The 18,858-nt window shown below is 54.4% G+C and carries 16 protein-coding genes; 9 read left to right on the top strand and 7 right to left on the bottom strand.

Annotated elements, in window-relative coordinates; translation table 11 throughout:
* Position 1 precedes the first annotated feature (1 nt).
* On the top strand, positions 2 to 760 hold the full coding sequence (locus EKL30_RS08975) for an SDR family oxidoreductase (RefSeq protein ID WP_126706870.1): 759 nt from the start codon (positions 2 to 4) through the stop codon (positions 758 to 760).
* A 28-nt stretch (positions 761 to 788) separates the two neighbouring features.
* On the opposite strand, the gene EKL30_RS08970 is transcribed toward EKL30_RS08975, so the two are convergent.
* From EKL30_RS08970 to EKL30_RS08950, 5 genes are all read right to left on the bottom strand, one after another.
* Complete coding sequence (locus EKL30_RS08970; RefSeq protein WP_126706869.1) at positions 789 to 1,214, bottom strand: YchJ family protein; 426 nt, start codon at positions 1,212 to 1,214, stop codon at positions 789 to 791.
* An 8-nt stretch (positions 1,215 to 1,222) separates the two neighbouring features.
* Positions 1,223 to 1,870: a histidine phosphatase family protein gene (locus EKL30_RS08965; RefSeq protein WP_233582951.1), complete on the bottom strand. Its 648-nt coding sequence runs from the start codon at positions 1,868 to 1,870 to the stop codon at positions 1,223 to 1,225.
* A gap of 242 nt (positions 1,871 to 2,112) precedes the next feature.
* Positions 2,113 to 3,213, bottom strand: coding sequence for an ABC transporter ATP-binding protein (locus EKL30_RS08960; RefSeq protein WP_126706868.1), 1,101 nt, complete (start codon positions 3,211 to 3,213; stop codon positions 2,113 to 2,115).
* Complete coding sequence (locus EKL30_RS08955; protein WP_126706988.1) at positions 3,210 to 4,904, bottom strand: iron ABC transporter permease; 1,695 nt, start codon at positions 4,902 to 4,904, stop codon at positions 3,210 to 3,212. The genes EKL30_RS08960 and EKL30_RS08955 overlap by 4 nt, the downstream gene beginning before the upstream one ends.
* 108 nt (positions 4,905 to 5,012) lie before the next feature.
* A complete protein-coding gene (locus EKL30_RS08950; RefSeq protein WP_126706867.1) occupies positions 5,013 to 6,332 on the bottom strand; it encodes an ABC transporter substrate-binding protein in 1,320 nt (439 codons plus the stop codon).
* A gap of 213 nt (positions 6,333 to 6,545) precedes the next feature.
* Here EKL30_RS08950 and EKL30_RS08945 point away from each other — a divergent pair, with 213 nt between their 5' ends.
* Positions 6,546 to 7,880 carry a solute carrier family 23 protein gene (locus tag EKL30_RS08945; RefSeq protein WP_126706866.1) on the top strand — a complete coding sequence of 445 codons (1,335 nt, stop codon included), beginning with the start codon at positions 6,546 to 6,548 and terminating at the stop codon, positions 7,878 to 7,880.
* A 232-nt stretch (positions 7,881 to 8,112) separates the two neighbouring features.
* Complete coding sequence (gene greA, locus EKL30_RS08940; RefSeq protein ID WP_126706865.1) at positions 8,113 to 8,589, top strand: transcription elongation factor GreA; 477 nt, start codon at positions 8,113 to 8,115, stop codon at positions 8,587 to 8,589.
* A 94-nt stretch (positions 8,590 to 8,683) separates the two neighbouring features.
* Here greA and EKL30_RS08935 read toward each other — a convergent pair whose 3' ends face one another.
* Entirely contained in the window at positions 8,684 to 9,253 is a 570-nt protein-coding gene (locus EKL30_RS08935) for a YhbY family RNA-binding protein (RefSeq protein ID WP_126706864.1), read from the bottom strand.
* Positions 9,254 to 9,270: 17 nt separating this feature from the next.
* Here EKL30_RS08935 and EKL30_RS08930 point away from each other — a divergent pair, with 17 nt between their 5' ends.
* The 5 genes from EKL30_RS08930 to EKL30_RS08910 all read left to right on the top strand — a co-directional run bounded on the left by EKL30_RS08930 (position 9,271) and on the right by EKL30_RS08910 (position 14,963).
* Complete coding sequence (locus EKL30_RS08930) at positions 9,271 to 9,906, top strand: RlmE family RNA methyltransferase (protein WP_126706863.1); 636 nt, start codon at positions 9,271 to 9,273, stop codon at positions 9,904 to 9,906.
* 113 nt (positions 9,907 to 10,019) lie between these two features.
* The gene (ftsH, locus tag EKL30_RS08925) at positions 10,020 to 11,915 is read left to right on the top strand and encodes an ATP-dependent zinc metalloprotease FtsH (RefSeq protein WP_126706862.1); all 1,896 of its coding nucleotides are present in this window, start codon (positions 10,020 to 10,022) and stop codon (positions 11,913 to 11,915) included.
* 17 nt (positions 11,916 to 11,932) lie between these two features.
* Positions 11,933 to 12,772, top strand: coding sequence for a dihydropteroate synthase (gene folP / locus EKL30_RS08920; protein ID WP_126706861.1), 840 nt, complete (start codon positions 11,933 to 11,935; stop codon positions 12,770 to 12,772).
* Positions 12,769 to 14,115, top strand: a complete 1,347-nt coding sequence (gene glmM / locus EKL30_RS08915; RefSeq protein ID WP_126706860.1) for a phosphoglucosamine mutase — start codon at positions 12,769 to 12,771, stop codon at positions 14,113 to 14,115. Before folP ends, glmM begins: the two co-directional genes overlap by 4 nt.
* Before the next feature lie 65 nt (positions 14,116 to 14,180).
* Positions 14,181 to 14,963 (top strand): GNAT family N-acetyltransferase, encoded by a 783-nt coding sequence (locus EKL30_RS08910; protein WP_126706859.1) that lies wholly within the window; start codon positions 14,181 to 14,183, stop codon positions 14,961 to 14,963.
* A gap of 49 nt (positions 14,964 to 15,012) precedes the next feature.
* On the opposite strand, the gene ppx is transcribed toward EKL30_RS08910, so the two are convergent.
* A complete protein-coding gene (gene ppx, locus EKL30_RS08905; protein WP_126706858.1) occupies positions 15,013 to 16,503 on the bottom strand; it encodes an exopolyphosphatase in 1,491 nt (496 codons plus the stop codon).
* Positions 16,504 to 16,697: 194 nt separating this feature from the next.
* Between ppx and ppk1 the strand changes: the two genes are divergently transcribed.
* Complete coding sequence (gene ppk1 / locus EKL30_RS08900; RefSeq protein WP_126706857.1) at positions 16,698 to 18,767, top strand: polyphosphate kinase 1; 2,070 nt, start codon at positions 16,698 to 16,700, stop codon at positions 18,765 to 18,767.
* Positions 18,768 to 18,858 lie beyond the last annotated feature (91 nt).

The following is an 18,858-nucleotide window of genomic DNA, read 5'->3' as shown; positions in this document are numbered from 1 at the left end:
GATGAAGCGCGTATTCATTACCGGGGCGAGCAGCGGCATAGGCGCCGCGCTCGCTTTGCTTTATGCGCGGCATGGTGTCCAGTTGGGGCTGGTCGGGCGCCGTTCGCAGGCGTTGCAAGCCCTGGCAGACAGCATCCCGGGCGACCACAAGATTTACCCGCTAGATGTCAGAGACCGTCAGGCCTTACATGCAGCGGCCGTCGATTTTCTTTCTGAAGGCGCGGTAGATGTGGTGATAGCCAGTGCGGGCATCAGCGTTGGCACCCTCACTGAAGCCCCTGAAGACTTCAAGATTTTTGAAGCCATCATTGACACAAACTTGACGGCTACGGTGGCGACATTCGAGCCTTTTATCGCCTCGATGACTCAACGAGGCGAGGGCCGACTTGTCGGTATATCCAGCGTGGCGGCCGTGCGGGGATTGCCGGGAGCGGGGGCGTATAGTGCGTCGAAAGCCGCAGTGCGAGCCTATTGCGAAAGTTTGCGGGTGGAATTAGGCCCGGCTGGAATTCGAGTTGTGACGCTGGCGCCGGGCTTTATTCAAACCCCGATGACGGCGCACAATCCATACAAAATGCCTTTCCTGATGTCGGCCGAGCGCTTTGCGGAACATGCCATGCGGGCTATTGAAAAAGGCGTTTCGTATAAAGTAATACCTTGGCAAATGGCGTGTGCCGCCAAATTGCTGGGCTGCCTGCCTGATGCTCTGTACGACTATCTTGCAGTGCGTCGTGAACGCAAGCCACGATCCACGTTATAGGCCAGGTTCTTTCGCATATCAGCCGGCGTTATGGCTGATTGAAATCCACATCGCCATCCACATAAAACCATTGTCCGCTTTCCAGTACAAAGCGACTGTGTTCTTTTATGCGGTGCGCGCGGCCGGCTTCGCGATACTTCGCCGTGAACATGACCTGGGCCTGCGTATCGGTAAGCTGCGTATGGCTGTGCACTGTGAGTCCGAGCCAGCGTATGGCGTGAGGGGCGCCGGGGGACTCCAGAACCAAATCAGTTGGCCGGGTGCTTGGGTGCCAGGTGGCTCGTACGTATGCCACATCAGCCATTACGTACGCGGTGTAGCGCGAACGCATAAGATGTTCGGCGCTGGGCGCCGGCTGCAGCCCTTCAATAAAGGGTCGGCAACAGGCCGCATAGGAAGAGCCTGCAATCATTCCGCCACACGGGCAGGTATTCAGATCCTGCTTCGTTTGCATCTGTTGCCTTAGATAATATCGTCTTGGGCAGCGTTTTCAAGGTGTTCGACTTGGCCCCAGTCGGTCAACTTCCATTGCAGATCTGAGTCGATCGAAAACTGATTGATACTGGCATTGAGAATAGGATGGGCGCGGGGAGCATCAAGCGGCAACTGTTCGACTCTGCGCCAGGCAATGTCGATGACTCCGCCGTGAGCAAAGGCAAGAATGTTCTTGCCTGGATAGCGTTGCGCCAGGTTCTCGAATGCGTCACTGATGCGTACATCAAACGCATGCAACGCCTCGCCCTGGTCGATAAGCTGCTGCGGATTGCGGAAATCGATACCGTTGCCGCGGGTCCGCATAATGTCGAGTGTGGCCCAGTCTTTACCCTCGTAGATGCCATAGCTGCGCTCGCGCAAGTCGGGTATGGCTTCTATCGGCAATCCTAAGTGGGTGGTGGCGATGCGTGCCGTTTCGACGGCACGGCCAAGGTCGCTGCTGACCACGACATCGATGGGTACGCCAAATGACGGCGACCGCAGGTAATCTGCCAGTTGTCGGGCTTGTTTTAACCCGATTGGGCTTAAGGGGATATCAATCCAGCCTTGCAGGCGTTTAGCGGCGTTCCATTGGGTTTCCCCGTGTCGTATCAGCCAGAAGTGAGTCATGCTCATGCAACGATTTTCATCAAGTTATCTATATTCCAGGTTTTTTTCAGCAGTGAAATAAGGCCAACAGTATTGCTTGTCCGGCGTTCTGGATGGGGCCGCCCGGAAGAAGGTGGATACCGCTTTCATGAAGGCCGTCGCGCTCGGGATAAGCCGCCATCGTAGGCGCAGCCGACACTCGACGGGTGCACACCTATTCTACCAGTTGGGTCGCAGGCAGCCCACGCGTCTTCAGTCTGGGCTACCCGTTAGCTCGACTGCCCTTCACCGGCAAGCAGCCTGATTTGCGCAGCTTCCAGGCCGATTGAGACCGATGCCCCAGGCCGATAAATGCTTAGGCCAGCGTAATGAGTTTGATCGGCCGTAATGCACTGTTCTCCGACACGTACCTCATAGCGGGTGAATTCGCCCAGGAATTCACTGCGCTCCACCACCCCTGGTAGCCAGATGAAGCGAGCGTTGCCTTGTCCTCCGACTGCTTCCATTTGTACTGTGTGAGGACGGAAGCTTGCAGAAATACGTGAAGTCGCGGGCGCGTCTGTGTGCAGGGGTAAGCTAAGGTCGCCCACTCCGTCTATGCTTAAAATTATGTTATTGCTGTTGCGCGCCTTCACGTCACCTTCAAGCACATTCATGGTGCCCACAAAATTAGCGACAAAGCGATTGCAAGGGAAATCAAAAAGAGTAGACGGGCTGCCTATTTGTTGAATCACGCCAAGGTCCATTACGGCCATGCGGTCGGCTGTCGTCATGGCTTCTTCCTGATCATGTGTAACAAAAATGGTCGTTATTCCCAATCTGCGTTGCAGAGAAAGCAGCTCTTGACGCATCTGTACGCGCAAATTCTTGTCCAGATTGGATAAGGGCTCATCAAGCAAGAGCACTTGCGGCTCGATGACGATAGTGCGGGCAAGCGCCACGCGTTGCTGCTGCCCACCCGACAATTCGTTCGGACGGCGCTTGCCATATTGCGGCAAGCCGACCAGTTCAAGGGCTGCGGCCACCCTGGCATTGACTTCGGCGCGGGGTGTTCTTCGCTCGATCAAGCCAAAGGCGACATTGTCCCAGACCGTCATGTGAGGCCACAAGGCATAGCTTTGGAACACCATTCCAATATTACGTTTATGCGGCGCGATAGTGCTGATGTCTTTTCCATCGACCAGCAACTGGCCAGAGTCTGCCTGATTAAATCCGGCGATCAGGCGCAACAGCGTCGACTTGCCCGATCCTGAGGGCCCAAGCAGGGCGAAAAATTCGCCAGGTTCGATACGAAGATTGATATCTTTCAAGACTTCGGTTTTGCCATACGAAAGCTTGATATTGCGGCATTCGACACTGACTTTTTTCATGTGGTTTCCAAACTGGCGCGCACGGGACGCTGGCGAGCCGAAGCACGTTCGACGATAAGATGGGAAGCATAGGTGCCCGCGGCGACGGCTACTACGGCCAGCACGCCTAGCGCCGCACCCGGCCCGCGCCCTGAAGCGCTTTGCATATACAGATAGATGCCATAGCTCATGGGCGCATCGCTGTCCCGCGTAACCAGCATGATAGTGGCCGAGAGTTCGACGGCGGCCGTAATAAAGCTCGTGACGAAGCCGGCCAGCATCCCGCCCGCCATCAGGGGAATCACTATCCTGCGGATTGTGCCGAAGCGATTGGCCCCGACCGACGCGGCAGCTTCTTCGAGCGACAGATTGATTTGTTGAAGGGCCGCAATGCATGAGCGCAATGCGTAAGGCAGACGCCGTACTGAGTAAGCGATCATGATCAAAACCCAAGTAGTCGTTATGCCAATTTCCGTACCGGGGATATCGATGCCGCGGAAAGTGCGCATGAAGCCGATGGCCAGCACAATGCCCGGAATCGCCAACGCCGCAGATGAGATCCAGTCCAGCCATTGACGGCCAGGCAGCCTGGTTCGCAACATGAGGTAGGCAATGGCAGTACCCAAGATGACGTCAATGCCCGCAGCCAGGCCACAGTAAAGCAGGGTATTGCTGATCATCCCTTGCGACTCATTGAACACGGCAGAATAATGCGCCAGCGTGTAGGCGTCGGGTAAGGGGGCGTAGCTCCATACGGTCGCCAGTGAGAGCAGTAGGACACCAAGATGGGGCGACAATACCAGCAGCAGCACTGCGGCGATCCAGGCATAGGCAAAAATGGATTGGGCTTTGCCAAGGGATCGTTGCTGTAGCGAGTTGCCGCCTTTTTGTAATGTCGAATAATCCTTGCCTTTAAGTGCCTTGGCGGACAGCCACAGCGCCAGAATGGAAAATCCGATCATGATCACGCTTATTACATAGCCTAGCGGGTCATCGATGCCTACCTGAGTAATTCGCAAATACGCTTGAGGCGCCAGCATATTCGTAATGCCCAGCACCAGGGGCGTGCCCAGATCGTCGAATACCTTTACGAAGACAAGTGACGCGCCGGCAACGTAACCGGGCAACGCCAAAGGAAAGATCACCCTCCGGAATAAGCGCCACCCTTTAGCGCCCAGATTGACCGCCGCCTCTTCCATGGCGCCGTCGATATTACGCAGCGCTACGGTGAGGTTCATAAGAATGAATGGAAAGTAATGCAAAGACTCTACAAAGATGATGCCATTAAGACCGTCCATCAGCGGGAGCGTGATGCCTAACCATTCATCCAACAGCAAATTGATCGTGCCTGCACGCCCGAAAATCAGCTGCATCGCAACCGCTCCGACAAAGGGCGGCATGATAAGCGGCAAAACCCCCAGTGTCTGAATGATGAGTGCGCCGCGAAAGTGAAAGCGGATAGTCAAATAAGCGAGCGGCACGGCGATCACTGACGAAAAGAAAGTGGCCGCCACGGCAACAAACAGACTATTGAAGAAAGATTCCTTTAGCAGAGTCTGATGAAAAAAAGCAGCAAAGTGGCCTAAGGTAAAGCTGCCATCTGCATTAACGAATGCGCTATAAAAAACGCTGGCAACCGGAATGATCAGGAACAAGGCAAGAAAGGCCAGCACAAGTAAGGCGATAAGCAAGAAACCGGAGGGAATCGCGATGAGGAGAAATAGGTCATGAAGGCCTTGAAACGTGCCGCAATTTGCCGCTGTTACTGGGAACACTAGAAACTGTGCCCGGCGTGCCCAATAGGCGCCCGGGCATGCCGGCTATTGCGAAGCCGCTTCTTTTGCCAGAGCTTGAGCTTTTTCGTAATTGATTTTTGCCTGGCTGTTCCAGTCGCCCTGAATCTTGGATAACTTCTGGCTTATGTCCGCGTCTTTCTTGTTGCCTGAAAACAGGGCAAGAAGTTCTGGCGACTTGGTTTGTTCGGCGCTTAACAATGGCGTCCAGGCCAGTTTCTTGGCTTCGTCCAGCAGCTGGCGAGCTTTTTCGCCGATGTTGGCTCCGTGTCTGGCATGGGCGGCGTGAATTGCCTTGGTGGCCTGTTGTAAATCGGCGTGCCGGAAGGTGATGGTTTGATCGAACAGCGATTGCACGATGTAGTAGCGGCTTTGGGAAAGGTCTACGTCGAACTGGACTTTGCTGCGCTTGGCGATTTCGCCCGGATCCGGATAACCTTCTGGAACGTTGTTCAGGTTCTTATAGGGCAGAACCGGCAGGCGGGAGATCTCGGGCTTGAGCAATAATTCCTGGCCTTCTTTGCTAAGGGTGTAAGCAATGAACTTCTTGCCCTCTGCCGTGCTCTTCGCGCCCGCGATCAAGGCGATATTGGCCGGCACGATGGCCGTTTCTTCAGGGTACACAAACTCTACGGGAAACTTCGAGTACTTACTTGAAAGGCCAAAAAAATCGATAACCGGCCCCGCGCCGAATTGTCCGTTATTGACCCCGTCAGGTACCCCAAAGGAACGATCGGTAATGGCGGCGCTATTGCCTGACATGCGAAGCAGCGTATTCCAGCCTTTGTCCCAGCCCTCGCCCTGCAAGATGGTTTCGACCGTCAGGTGCATGGTGCCCGAGCGCGAGGGCGACGTGATCCCAACGTTGCCGTACCACTCTGGCGCTAGCAGATCCGCCCACGAGGCTGGCGGCGCGAGCTTTTTGGCTTTGATCAAACGCGTGTTGTACATAATGCCGTAGCCGGCCAGCGCCTGACCCAGAAAGTAGCCGCTGGGATCGTTGATAGGAAAGTTGCCGATTTTGTCAGGGACATCGTGGTTGGCGATATCGCCCGCTTTCTCCAGCAGGTTCGCCTGAGCGAGAACTTCGAATGCATCGGGCGCGCTAGCCCAGAATACTTCCGGCCGTTTTCCAGCCTCGGTTTCTTTGACATAAGCGATTCCAGACACGGTGTTTTTATTCAGGATCTCGAGCTTTATATCCGGATTTGCTTTTTCGAAGGCTGTCTTATATGCCTGCGTAAGCTCTTTGGGAAAAGAGGTGATTACCGTAACGGTTCCCGAAATTGCCGGGCCGGCCGCCACCAGCAGCGCAGCTGCCAGCAAGGGTTTGAGTTTCTTATTCATATTTGTCTCCCTGGTAACGACGGATGCCCGAAACATAGCAACGTGACGGTCATCATCCATTAAAAATTTTTAAACTCGATGATAAGCTGGCGCGCGTAATAGTCTCCTAGGGAAAACCTTAGTCCCGAGCGTATTATTTCTTGCCGCGGAGCCGCAGGCAAACGTACACTCTGCCACGGTAAAAATGCAAATCCATAAAAAAGGCTACACCTCATGTTGAACTCTTATTTTCCCCGCTGGCGAAAAGTGCAAGGCGGCGCCCAGGGCGTTGTCGTGCAGCCAGATGAATGCTTATCCTGGCCGCAGAATATTGCGATGGGCGCCCAGCACGTTGTTGCAATGTTCGGATCCACAATCCTTGCCCCTCTACTCATGGGGTTTGACCCGAATGTGGCGATACTGATGTCCGGTGTCGGCACCTTGATTTTCTTTCTTTTTGTCGGCGGCCGTGTTCCAAGCTATCTCGGATCCAGCTTCGCGTTTATCGGGGGCGTTATTGCGGTAACCGGTTATGCCGGTTCGGGCCAGAACCTGAATATCGGCGTGGCATTGGGGGCAATTATTGTCTGCGGGTTGGTTTATACGCTTATTGGATTGCTGATATGGTGGATGAATGTCCGATCCGGCGGCGCTGCGGCATGGATTGATCGCTGGATGCCCCCCGTGGTCACGGGCGCAGTCGTTGCGGTTATAGGCTTGAATCTTGCCCCGATTGCCGCCAAAGGCGCCATGGGCGGCTCGACATTCGACGCATTGATGGCGCTGATGACTGTATTATGCGTAGGAGGGATTGCCGTTTATACACGGGGAACTACGCAACGCCTGTTGATTCTTGTCGGCTTGCTGCTGGCCTGCATTATCTACGCGATATTCGCCAATGGATTAGGCTTCGGCCGTGCTATTGACTTCGCTGACGTGGCAAAGGCCCCTTGGCTTGGTCTGCCGCAATTCGCGGCGCCTGTGTTCCAGCTACATGCAATCAGCGTCATCGCGCCGGTCGCCATCATCTTGGTGGCTGAAAATCTTGGCCACATCAAGGCGGTTAGTGCCATGACGGGCAGGAATCTCGACGTCTATCTCGGCCGCGCATTTGTGGGCGACGGCGTAGCAACAATGCTGTCGGGCTCTGTAGGCGGTACAGGTGTCACAACCTATGCGGAAAACATCGGGGTAATGACTGTAACCCGTATTTATTCCACTCTGGTCTTTGTGGTTGCGGCCCTGATCGCGATCTTGCTGGGCTTTTCGCCCAAGTTCGGAGCCCTTATTCAGACCATACCCGGGCCTGTGCTGGGTGGGATGTCGGTAGTGGTTTTCGGTTTGATTGCGGTGGCCGGCGCCCGTATCTGGGTGGTGAACCAAGTCGACTTCAGTGATAATCGTAATCTTATCGTTGCTGCCGTCACGCTGATTTTGGGAGCGGGCAACTTTACACTGCAGTTTGGCGCATTCAAGCTTGACGGCATCGGGACCGCCACGTTCGGCGCGATCATCCTATATGCGCTATTACGCCTAGGATCGCGTGCTGCTCCTAAGGGCGTTGTCTAGGCCTTTCGTCGACTTGCAATTTTTCTGAAGTTTGCCGACAATACAGACATATCCCCGGTTTGATCATGCGCCGGGGTTTTATTTTGAGCTAGACCTAATCGTTGTTTACAGCTATAACAAACCAACGCTTCCTTTAGTTCGCATCACAGTACAGTCCGATACTGTTTGACCAATTCATTATTTATAGGCGCTCCTTGTGAGGAGCGTCTTTTACTTTTTATTCAGGAATGTTATGTCTGCGATACCGTTGACAGTGCGTGGCGCTGAGCGCCTGCAAATCGAGCTGCATCGTTTGAAAACCGTTGAGCGCCCCGAGATTATCAATTCGATTGCCGAGGCCCGCGCCCAGGGTGACCTTTCCGAAAATGCCGAATACGATGCGGCGCGAGAGCGCCAGGCGTTTGTTGAAGGCCGGATCAAGGAACTCGAGGGTACGTTGTCCAATGCGCAGATAATCGACCCTACATCGCTCGATGTCGATGGCCGGGCCGTTTTTGGCGCTACCGTTGAAATTGAAGATCTGGAGTCTGGCGAACGCGTCACGTACCAAATCGTGGGCGATGTCGAGGCCGACATCCGTTCCAATCGTATATCAGTGTCAAGTCCGGTAGCGCGCGCGCTCATCGGCAAAGGCGAAGGCGATGTTGTGTCGGTCAAAGCGCCCGCCGGAATTCGTGAATTTGAAGTGCTGAATGTTAGCTATCTGTAATTGATGCCTTCCAGCCGCATTGGCGGCTGGCGTACAATACGCGCTCAAAAAATAAAAGCCCAGTCACTCGGTGTGTTGGGCTTTATAATTTGAATCAGCGTTTTCCTGGTCCTTGTGTGCGCCTGGCTCCTGCACGCAACGACATGGCACTGCCCGCACGGCGCGGGATTCCATGTGCAGGACGTTCTGGTGTTGCAGCGCCGGCGCGGCGGGCGCGTGGTGGGGCCGATTCAAGCCTTTCGACCTTGCGTGCTTTCCGCTCGGCTTTCTCGGTTCGGCGTGTGCGTGTAACGCCCTGGGCCGCCAGCTTCTTGGGTGTATGTGGTTCCGAGGGCTTGCGGACTGCGCGCGTTGCATTTTCGGCGTCGAACTTGGCTCGTGCAGCAGCGGTATCTGGCCGGTAAATAATCAGGGTTTTGCCCAAATGGTGAACCAAAGCGCACGATAACGTTTCGCATATGGTTTCCAGCATGGCGGTGCGCGCTTCACGATCGTCGTCTGCAACGCGCACCTTGATCAATTGGTGGGCATTCAGATTAAGATCGATTTCTTTAAGCACTGAATCGGATAAGCCCCGGTCTCCAATCAGTACGACCGGACGCAAAGGGTGGGCGGCAGCGCGCAGTGCGCTACGTTCTTGGGAAGTAATGTCGAGTTTTGGCATAATGAGATTGTACGGGAATGGCCAAAAATAAATTCTCAAAAGAGTGGATTCAGCAGCATATTAATGATCCCTACGTCAAAATGGCGCAACAGAAGGGGTATCGGGCAAGGGCAGCATTCAAGCTGACCGAAATTCTTGATACCGAAAAGCTTATGCAGCGCGGCGATATCGTGGTTGATCTTGGGTCGGCGCCAGGCAGCTGGTCGCAGGTTGCTCGGGAACGCCTCGCGGGCGCAGGTGGGGTCGTTACTGGCCGGATCATCGCGCTCGACATGCTGCCCATGGAGCCCGTCGCCGGAGTCGAGTTCATACAAGGCGATTTTCGCGAAGATTCCGTACTAGAGCAACTAAAGATTTTGCTCGAAGGGCAGCAAGTAGACCTTGTAATCTCGGATATGGCCCCCAATTTGTCTGGGGTAGGGTCGGCCGATTCAGCAAGAATTCAGCATCTGTGCGATTTGGCGCTTGAATTTTCCTGCAGTTATCTAAAGCCGGATGGCGCACTTATTATCAAGGCTTTCCATGGCAGCGGGTTCTCCCAAATCGTCGAATCGTTCAAGCAACGTTTCCAGCGAGTGGTAGAGCGCAAACCCAAGGCCTCCCGCGATAAATCCTCCGAAACCTTTTTGGTCGCCCGGCGTCTTAAACGGTAAGGTTTTGACAAACATATTTCTATCTATCAGGTAGAATGAATTATTGACATACTTGTTTTGCTGCCGTCTTTGCGGGGGTCTGGCAAGTCGTAGTTACAAGTAGGAGGTTGGCTTTGAACAACTCGTTTTCCAAGGTTGCGATCTGGATGGTGATTGCGCTCGTTCTGTTTACTGTTTTCAAGCAGTTTGACGGGCGTGCGACCACCACCGAGGCCGTAACATATACGCAATTCATGAGCGACGCTCAAGCGGGCCGCATCAGTAAGGTCGATATTCAGGGCGACACCCTTTATGTCACGCCTGACGCGGGTCGCCCCTATAGTCTGACTTCGCCGGGCGACCTATGGATGGTGCCTGAACTGGTTAAGTCTGGGGTTCAGGTGTCGGGCAAGGCACGCGAAGAGCCTTCCTTCCTTGCAAGCCTGTTTATTTCGTGGTTCCCCATGCTGCTTCTGATTGGAGTGTGGGTATTTTTCATGCGTCAAATGCAGGGTGGCGGCAAAGGCGGGGCATTCAGCTTTGGCAAGTCGCGCGCTCGCATGATGGATGAAAACACCAACCACATTACCTTCGCCGACGTCGCTGGGTGCGACGAGGCCAAAGAAGACGTCCAGGAACTGGTCGATTTCCTGCGCGACCCTACCAAGTTTCAACGGCTTGGCGGCCGTATTCCTCGCGGCGTCCTGATGGTCGGCTCGCCAGGTACGGGTAAAACGCTACTGGCCAAGGCCATTGCCGGTGAAGCGAAAGTGCCGTTTTTCAGTATCTCGGGTTCCGATTTTGTCGAAATGTTCGTCGGTGTGGGTGCTGCCCGGGTCCGTGACATGTTTGAAAACGCCAAGAAACAAGCGCCTTGCATCATCTTCATCGATGAAATCGATGCGGTCGGTCGTCAGCGCGGTGCTGGCCTGGGTGGCGGCAACGACGAACGCGAGCAAACACTTAATCAGTTGCTTGTTGAAATGGACGGCTTTGAAACCGGTCAGGGCGTTCTGGTTATTGCCGCGACCAACCGCCCTGATGTGCTCGACCCTGCCTTGCTTCGTCCAGGCCGCTTCGATCGCCAGGTGGTTGTATCGTTGCCGGATATCCGAGGCCGCGAGCAAATTCTGAAAGTACATATGCGCAAGGTTCCTTTGGCGACGAATGTCGACGCCATGGTTCTTGCTCGCGGTACACCGGGATTCTCGGGTGCCGACCTGGCAAACCTTGTCAATGAAGCGGCTTTATTCGCCGCACGCCGCAGTGGTCGTACGGTCGAAATGAGCGACTTCGAAAAGGCCAAAGACAAAATCATCATGGGTGCCGAGCGCCGCTCGCTCATCATGCCCGAAGAAGAACGCCGTAACACGGCCTACCACGAATCGGGCCATGCATTGGTAGCGCGCAGTTTACCCAAGACAGATCCGGTCCATAAAGTAACCATTATCCCGCGCGGCCGAGCACTGGGTGTGACCATGCAATTGCCAGAAGGCGATCGCTACAGCATGGATAAAGAACGCCTGTTGAACACTATTGCTGTCTTGTTTGGTGGCCGTATCGCCGAAGAAGTATTCATGCATCAAATGACAACCGGTGCCTCCAACGACTTCGAACGAGCCACAGCCATTGCGCGCGATATCGTCACGCGCTACGGCATGACGGACTCCCTCGGGCCAGTCGTCTATGCCGAGAACGAAGGCGAAGTGTTTTTGGGCCGCAGCGTTACCAAGACTACCCATGTGTCCGAAGCCACGATGCAAAAAGTCGACCACGAAATCCGTGCGATCATCGACGAGCAATACAATGTGGCGCGCAAGATCATCGAAGAAAATCGCGACAAGATGGAAGCGATGACGGCTGCCTTGCTTGAATGGGAAACGATCGATGCAGAGCAGATCGAAGACATCATGCAAGGTCGCCCGCCGCGTGCGCCGCAGCCACCTGCTTCATCCACCGATACGCCTGACAGCACTCCACCAACAGGCTTGACATCGGCTGGGGGCAACACTGCCGCGACTCCTGTATAGGACTTAGCATTACACCAATGACCTCAACTTTGGTTTGCGGGCGCTTCGAGCTTCAGCTCGAGCGCCCGTTAATAATGGGGATCGTCAATGTCACCCCAGACTCATTTTCTAATACATCCACGCAGTTCGGAACCGATGTCGCCATTGCTCATGCCAAGGCGTTAATTGCCGAAGGCGCCGATATGCTCGACATAGGGGGGGAATCAACCCGCCCTGGAGCAGAGCCGGTATCAGCGGCTGACGAACTCAAGCGCATTCTGCCCGTTATTGAAGGTTTGCTGGATACCGGCGTTCCGTTGTCGGTCGATACGTTTAAACCAGAAGTGATGCGCGCGGTGCTCGATGCCGGCGTGGATATGATTAACGACATCTATGGCTTCCGTCTTGCTGGCGCCCTCGAGGCCGTTGCGCGGTCCGGGTGTGGCGTGTGCGTAATGCATATGCAAGGCGAGCCTAAAACCATGCAGCAGGCGCCGCGCTACGACGATGTGCTGCATGAGGTGCAAGTTTTCTTGCATGAACGCTTACAAGTGATGAACGCTGCCGGCATCGATTCGCGACGTATTGTCCTGGATCCGGGTTTTGGTTTTGGCAAGACGCCGCAACAAAACTACCTGATGTTAAGGTGCCTCAACGAAATTGACAGCAAAGGGCTTCCCTGGCTGCTGGGCCTGTCGCGAAAATCCATGATAGGTCACGTTACAGGCAGGGTACCAGCCGAAAGGTTGGGCGGGAGCGTGGCAGCGGCGTTGGCCGGTGTGGCGCGAGGCGCAAATATAATCCGTGTGCACGATGTCGCAGCGACGGTGGATGCGGTAAAAGTATGGCAAGCGATTGAATACGGAACATTTTTATGACAGAACGTAAGTATTTTGGTACCGATGGTGTGCGCGGCGAAGTTGGGGGCGCGACCATCAATGCAGAATTCGCCCTTCGTTTGGGTTATGCTGCCGGCCGTGTCTTGGCGCGTTACTATCCGGGCCGCGGCCGCCCCACTGTGGTGATAGGAAAAGACACACGCATCTCGGGCTATATGCTCGAATCCGCGCTTGAGGCAGGTTTATCCGCCGCTGGTATCGATGTTTTGCTGGCTGGCCCGGTTCCCACACCCGCCGTGGCTTATCTGACACGAGCGTTGCGGCTGGTGGCGGGCATCGTCATTAGCGCCTCGCATAATCCCTATCAAGATAACGGAATCAAGTTCTTCTCGGCTCAAGGCATGAAACTGCCCGACGAGGTCGAGGCCGAAATTGAAGCGGCTATTGATGAACCGCTGGGCTGCGTCAGTTCCGAGGCTCTGGGACGCGCACGCCGTATCGACGACGCCGCTGGCCGGTACATTGAGTTTTGCAAAAGTACTTTCCCAAACGAGTTGGACTTGTCTGGCCTATCGATCGTCGTCGATGCGGCCAACGGTGCTGCTTATAACATTGCGCCACACGTATTCCGCGAACTTGGCGCTGAGGTCTTCGCCATTGGCTGTCAACCTGACGGGCTGAATATCAACGAGGGCGTTGGCGCGATGCACCCCGAGCATCTGGCAAGCGAGGTCAAGGCTCGCGGAGCGGATCTGGGCATCGCTCTTGACGGCGACGCCGATCGCCTGCAGATGGTGGATGGATCCGGGCGCATCTATAACGGCGATGAATTGTTGTACGCCATCATCCGCGATCGAATGACACAGAGCACGGTCGATGGAGTCGTCGGTACGCTGATGACGAACTTTGGTTTTGAAAAACAGATGCAAGCTTTGGGTGTCGGTTTCGAGCGCGCCAAGGTAGGCGATCGCTATGTACTGGAAAGCATGCAGAAACGCGGTTGGCTCTACGGCGGCGAGAGCTCAGGCCACTTACTGTGTCTAGATTGCCACACTACAGGCGATGGAATTATCGCAGCCCTGCAAGTGTTGACGGCAATGAGCCGAAGTGGCGAAAGCCTAGCGACTTTGGTTGCCGATCTGAAAATGTATCCGCAGAAAATGGTCAATGTTCCATTGGCGCCAGGCGTTGACTGGCAAAATCACATAGGCCTGCAAAATGCCAAGGATAAGGTCGAGCGACTATTGAACGGTCGAGGTCGCGTCCTGATTCGGGCGTCAGGCACCGAACCTAAGCTGCGGCTCATGGTAGAGGCAGAAGAAACCACGCTGGCTGAAGAAGGCGTACGAAACCTCGTCGCGGTCGATTTAACAAACGGGTAATGTGACGATCAAAATCCTGCAACATTCCATGACCATAATCATGGAATGTTTACGGAGTCACAACTATGCTCGAACTTGCACGTACCGCATCTGAACCTAAACCTGGTGTCTCCTGGCCTGGCCCTTCACATGGCGGCCTTGCAGTCGGCCTAGCCCGCAGCAACGAAGAACTGGAAGCTATACAGCGTCTAAGGTACAACGTTTTTACTGAAGAGTTGAATGTCGTATTCTCGGATGCTGCCGACGGCCTGGACAGCGACCGCTACGATCCCTGGTGTGAACACATCATGGTCAAGGAATTGGATACGGACCGGGTCGTGGGGACTTATCGTTTGCTTACCCCGGCCAATGCCGTGAAGGCTGGCGGCTACTATTCCGAGACGGAATTTGATATCTCCGGTCTCGGTGTCGTGCGCCAGGAACTCGTCGAAATAGGACGCTCTTGCACCCACGCTGATTACCGCAATGGTTCAGTCATCATGTTGTTATGGTCGGGAATGGCCAAATTGGTCTATGAGATGGGCCTGCGGCACGTGCTTGGCTGCGCTAGTGTCAGCTTGCGCGATGATGGGGTAACGGCCGCCGAGGTTTGGCGCCGAGCCAGTGCAAATATGGCGGGCAGGCCCGATTTGCCGCGCGTCGTTCCATTGCATCGTTATCCGGTAGACCGGCTCGATAGTGTGTTGCCCGCTCGCGTGCCTCCCCTAATCAAGGGATATCTGAAGATCGGAGCAGACATTTGCGGAGAACCTGCCTGGGATCCCGACTTCAATACGGCCGATTTTCCCGTGTTGTTAGATATTCAGCGTATGGACCCGCGCTACCGCAAGCACTTTGGCATTAGTTGAAAGGGCGGCCTGCTCGCAGCAGGTCGTGTCAGTCGTAACCAGGCAGTATTCAGGTTTCGATCAGCTCGAAATTGAAACCCGCCTTTTCCCATTCATGTTTCTCGGCCTTTAGCGAGAACTCGGTCAGGGGATGGGCCTGGAGCCACGATCGATCGGCGCTGATCTGCACGCTTTTGCCATTGGCCTTCACGGTAATAGGCAACGATCCCGTATTATCCCGCCGCCGCGATACCAAGACGGCAAGCCTCAAACACAGCAAAGTCAACCATTTTGCGCGGGTCGGCTCAAGCACCTGAAGCTTATTGACCTTGCCCATGTGTCCCAACGTAAACATGGCGAGGCGCGCTTGATCGTCATTTGAGAATCCCGGCATGTCGGCGTGTTCAAGGATGTAGGCACTGTGCTTGTGGTAATCGGAGTGCGCAATGCTGATGCCGATTTCATGCAAGTCGGCGGCCCAGCCAAGTGTCCGTTCCAGTTCCTGAGTTTCCGTGCCGTCCGTCAACTGAAGCTGTTGAAAGAAATCCAACGACGCACGTTTGACCCTGGCCGACTGGCGTATGTCGACATGGTACCGTTTCAGGAACTGGCGTACTGTCTCGTCGCGTTTGTCATGATGGGAATCGCGACCGAGCAAGTCGTACAGAACGCCTACCCTTAAGGCACCTTCACCGGGCATCATCATCTTGATTTTCAGCTCCTGGAATGCTGCCATCATGATGGCCAGACCGCCCGCCAGTACCAGCGCGCGATCATTTTTCAGACCCGGAAGTTCACTCATGATTACCTTGCCATCTTTTACTAGCTTGGCTTTTAACTGCTCCATGCCATCAAGGGTAATGCCCTTCTTGGACATGCCGCCTTCGATAAGAACGGCCAGAATTCCCTTGGCGGTACCTGAGGAACCATAGGCTTCCTGCCAACCCGTCCTGCAATACAGCTTGGAAATGCCTTCGAGTTCTCGGCGGGCGGCCAACTGCGCTTGTTGCATGCGCGCTTCGGTAATCCGACCGTCGGGGAAAAACTGGCGGGTGTAGCTGACGCAACCCATGTACAAGGACGACATATGCAAGGGTTGAAAGCCTTTGCCAATAATCACCTCTGTCGAGCCGCCACCAATATCAATCATCAGCCTGCGATTCGTCGATGGCGGAAGCTCATTGGTAATACCCGAAAAAATCAGTCGCGCTTCTTCCTGCCCGGCAATTACCTCAATAGGAAAGCCCAGGGCTTCTTCGGCACGCGGCAGAATTTCCGCCACATTGCGCGCAATGCGAAAGGTATTGGTGGCCACCGCCCTGACGCGATTAGGATGAAAACCGCTAAGCCGTTCGCCAAAACGTTTAAGAATCGTAACGGCTCGCTGAATAGCTTCTTCGGAAATTACGTTGTTTTCGTCGAGCCCGGCGGCCAGCCTTACTGACTCTTTGAGTCGGTCGATGGCATAGATCTGGGCATTGCCTTCTCGTTGTACGACCCGCCCGATAGAGAGCCGGAAGCTGTTCGAACCAAGGTCAACAGCGGCGAGTAAGTAGTCCATTTTTTGGCTGATAGTGGGTGAATACCCTAGGATTATAAGGACTGTGTTCGCCTGCGGCGGTCAAATCAGCAAAACAATCGATCTAATTGCGTTGTTTGATAGTATTGAGGCTTGAATCGCTATCTGCGCGATTGTCACTTAACTGTAATAAAAATGAAGTAAAACATTACGTTATACTCCTGCACGGAAAATTCATGCTCCCTTTGTTGTCTAATCCCACTTTGCTCAATCGGGAATTAGCTCTGCTCAAGTTTAATGAGCGGGTTCTCGCCATGGCCGAGAATCGTTCAACGCCTTTACTAGAACGGCTTCGTTACCTTTGTATTGTCAGTTCTAATCTAGACGAGTTCTTCGAGATCCGTATTGCCAGTCTCAAAGAGCAGCAGCGCCAGAATCCTGAGCAGGTTGGGACTGACGGCTACACGCCCGGCGAGGCGTTCGAACGGGTCCAAGCGGCGGCTCATGAACTGGTTGAGCGACAAAATTCTCTGTTGACCCACGACGTACTTCCCAAGCTGCGAATCGAAGGAATCGCCTTACTGGATCCTCCCGAATGGAGCGAAGAGCTTCGCGCGTGGGCGCAGGCGGGTTTCTTCAGGGACGTCATGCCGATGTTGACGCCTATCGGCCTCGATCCGGCGCATCCTTTTCCACGAGTCTTGAACAAAAGCCTGAATTTCATCGTGGCCCTGCATGGACAGGACGCCTTTGGTCGCAGCGCCTCGATCGCCATCGTGCAAGCACCCCGCGCGCTGCCTCGCGTAATCAAGGTACCGACCGAAATATCGGGAATACCTCACGGTTACATATTGCTGACGGCGCTGATCAGTGCCTTTGTGTCCGAGCTCTTCCCCGGACTTGAAATCAAAGGCTGTTTTCAGTGGCGCGTGACACGCAACAGTGACCTATTTGTAGACGAAGAAGAAATTACCAATTTGCGGCTAGCCTTGCAAGGTGAATTATCGCAGCGCAATTTCGGTGCTGCCGTGCGCCTGGAAATTGATCATGTCATGCCTGGAGATCTGGCGGTATTTCTTCAGAAAGAATTCCATCTTAAGGCACCGGATACCTATCGCGTAAGCGGTCCGGTCAATTTGTCGCGCCTGATGCAACTATGCAATGTCATCGAGCGGCCGGAGCTCTTGTTTTCAGATTATCGTCCTCGCATCCCGCCACCTTTTGATACAGCACTAGACAAGCCTGAAGAAATCTTCGTTGCCATCGCTCAGAAGGACCGCCTACTGCATCATCCCTACCAATCATTTCAGCCGGTGCTCAATTTCTTGACTGCGGCGGCGCTCGACCCATCTGTCGTCGCTATCAAGCAGACGATCTACCGTACGGGCGAGGATTCCGAACTGATGCGGCTGTTGGTCGCGGCAGCCAAAGCCGGTAAAGAGGTGACGGTAGTCGTAGAACTTATGGCGCGGTTCGACGAGCAGACTAACATTAACTGGGCCGCTAAATTGGAAGAAGTCGGCGCGCACGTTAGCTATGGCGTAGTAGGGCACAAGACACACGCCAAAATGTTATTGGTATTGCGTCGCGAGAGCGGAAGCATCCGCCGTTATGGTCATCTGGGTACTGGAAATTATCACCCGCGCACGGCCAGGCTTTATACCGACTTCGGCTTGCTTACCGCAGATCAAAAAATTTGCGAGGACATGGATAAAGTCTTCTCCCTGTTAACCGGATTGGGTGCGCGTCGGCCACTGAAACTGTTATTGCAGTCGCCCTTTACCCTTCACGAAACCATGTTGGCTCTGATTCGTAACGAAGCGGTGAATGCCAAGGCGGGGAAAAAAGCGCGCGTCATGGCCAAAATGAATTCTTTGCTTGAGCCCAGTATTATCGATGCGCTTTACAAAGCAAGCCAAGCAGGCGTTAAAATCGATCTCGTCGTTCGCGGCGCTTGTGCCTTGCGTGCAGGCGTCGAGGGATTATCCGATAACATTCGTGTGCGATCCGTCATTGGTCAGTTTCTAGAACATTCGCGAGTATTCTACTTTTACAGCGACGGCGCTGAACATGTCTATCTATCGTCGGCCGACTGGATGGACCGTAATTTTTTCCGGCGCGTGGAAATCGCTTTCCCCATTCTCGACAAGGTGCTGAAAAGGCGGGTGATCAACGAATCATTCACTTATGCGTTGCGCGATAACCAGCTAGCCTGGCGTGCGCTTCCGAACGGAAGCTACACCAAGGTGAAGGGCCGCGGCAAACCCTTCAATCTCCATGACCACCTGATGGAAACACTGGGCTAATTCATGTAAGTACAGGCGATCTCATTCATTGTCACGAACATGTAATATTAAGTTCTTAATATAGTGTTTGTGCAGGTTCACCTGTCTTTCA

It is taken from the genome of Candidimonas sp. SYP-B2681 (genome assembly GCF_003971065.1).
GTDB lineage: Bacteria > Pseudomonadota > Gammaproteobacteria > Burkholderiales > Burkholderiaceae_B > Pollutimonas.
The sequence above is the reverse complement of the archived record's forward strand: the minus strand, read 5'-3'. Positions and strand labels throughout refer to the sequence as shown.

Bases quoted from the DNA above. Each gene is read 5' to 3' on its own strand.
- EKL30_RS08975 (WP_126706870.1), top strand. From the start codon at position 2: ATGAAGCGCGTATTCATTACCGGGGCGAGCAGCGGCATAGGCGCCGCG.
- EKL30_RS08970 (WP_126706869.1), bottom strand. From the start codon at position 1,214: ATGCAAACGAAGCAGGATCTGAATACCTGCCCGTGTGGCGGAATGATT.
- EKL30_RS08965 (WP_233582951.1), bottom strand. From the start codon at position 1,870: ATGAGCATGACTCACTTCTGGCTGATACGACACGGGGAAACCCAATGG.
- EKL30_RS08960 (WP_126706868.1), bottom strand. From the start codon at position 3,213: ATGAAAAAAGTCAGTGTCGAATGCCGCAATATCAAGCTTTCGTATGGC.
- EKL30_RS08950 (WP_126706867.1), bottom strand. From the start codon at position 6,332: ATGAATAAGAAACTCAAACCCTTGCTGGCAGCTGCGCTGCTGGTGGCG.
- EKL30_RS08945 (WP_126706866.1), top strand. From the start codon at position 6,546: ATGTTGAACTCTTATTTTCCCCGCTGGCGAAAAGTGCAAGGCGGCGCC.
- greA (WP_126706865.1), top strand. From the start codon at position 8,113: ATGTCTGCGATACCGTTGACAGTGCGTGGCGCTGAGCGCCTGCAAATC.
- EKL30_RS08935 (WP_126706864.1), bottom strand. From the start codon at position 9,253: ATGCCAAAACTCGACATTACTTCCCAAGAACGTAGCGCACTGCGCGCT.
- EKL30_RS08930 (WP_126706863.1), top strand. From the start codon at position 9,271: ATGGCCAAAAATAAATTCTCAAAAGAGTGGATTCAGCAGCATATTAAT.
- folP (WP_126706861.1), top strand. From the start codon at position 11,933: ATGACCTCAACTTTGGTTTGCGGGCGCTTCGAGCTTCAGCTCGAGCGC.
- glmM (WP_126706860.1), top strand. From the start codon at position 12,769: ATGACAGAACGTAAGTATTTTGGTACCGATGGTGTGCGCGGCGAAGTT.
- EKL30_RS08910 (WP_126706859.1), top strand. From the start codon at position 14,181: ATGCTCGAACTTGCACGTACCGCATCTGAACCTAAACCTGGTGTCTCC.
- ppx (WP_126706858.1), bottom strand. From the start codon at position 16,503: ATGGACTACTTACTCGCCGCTGTTGACCTTGGTTCGAACAGCTTCCGG.
- ppk1 (WP_126706857.1), top strand. From the start codon at position 16,698: ATGCTCCCTTTGTTGTCTAATCCCACTTTGCTCAATCGGGAATTAGCT.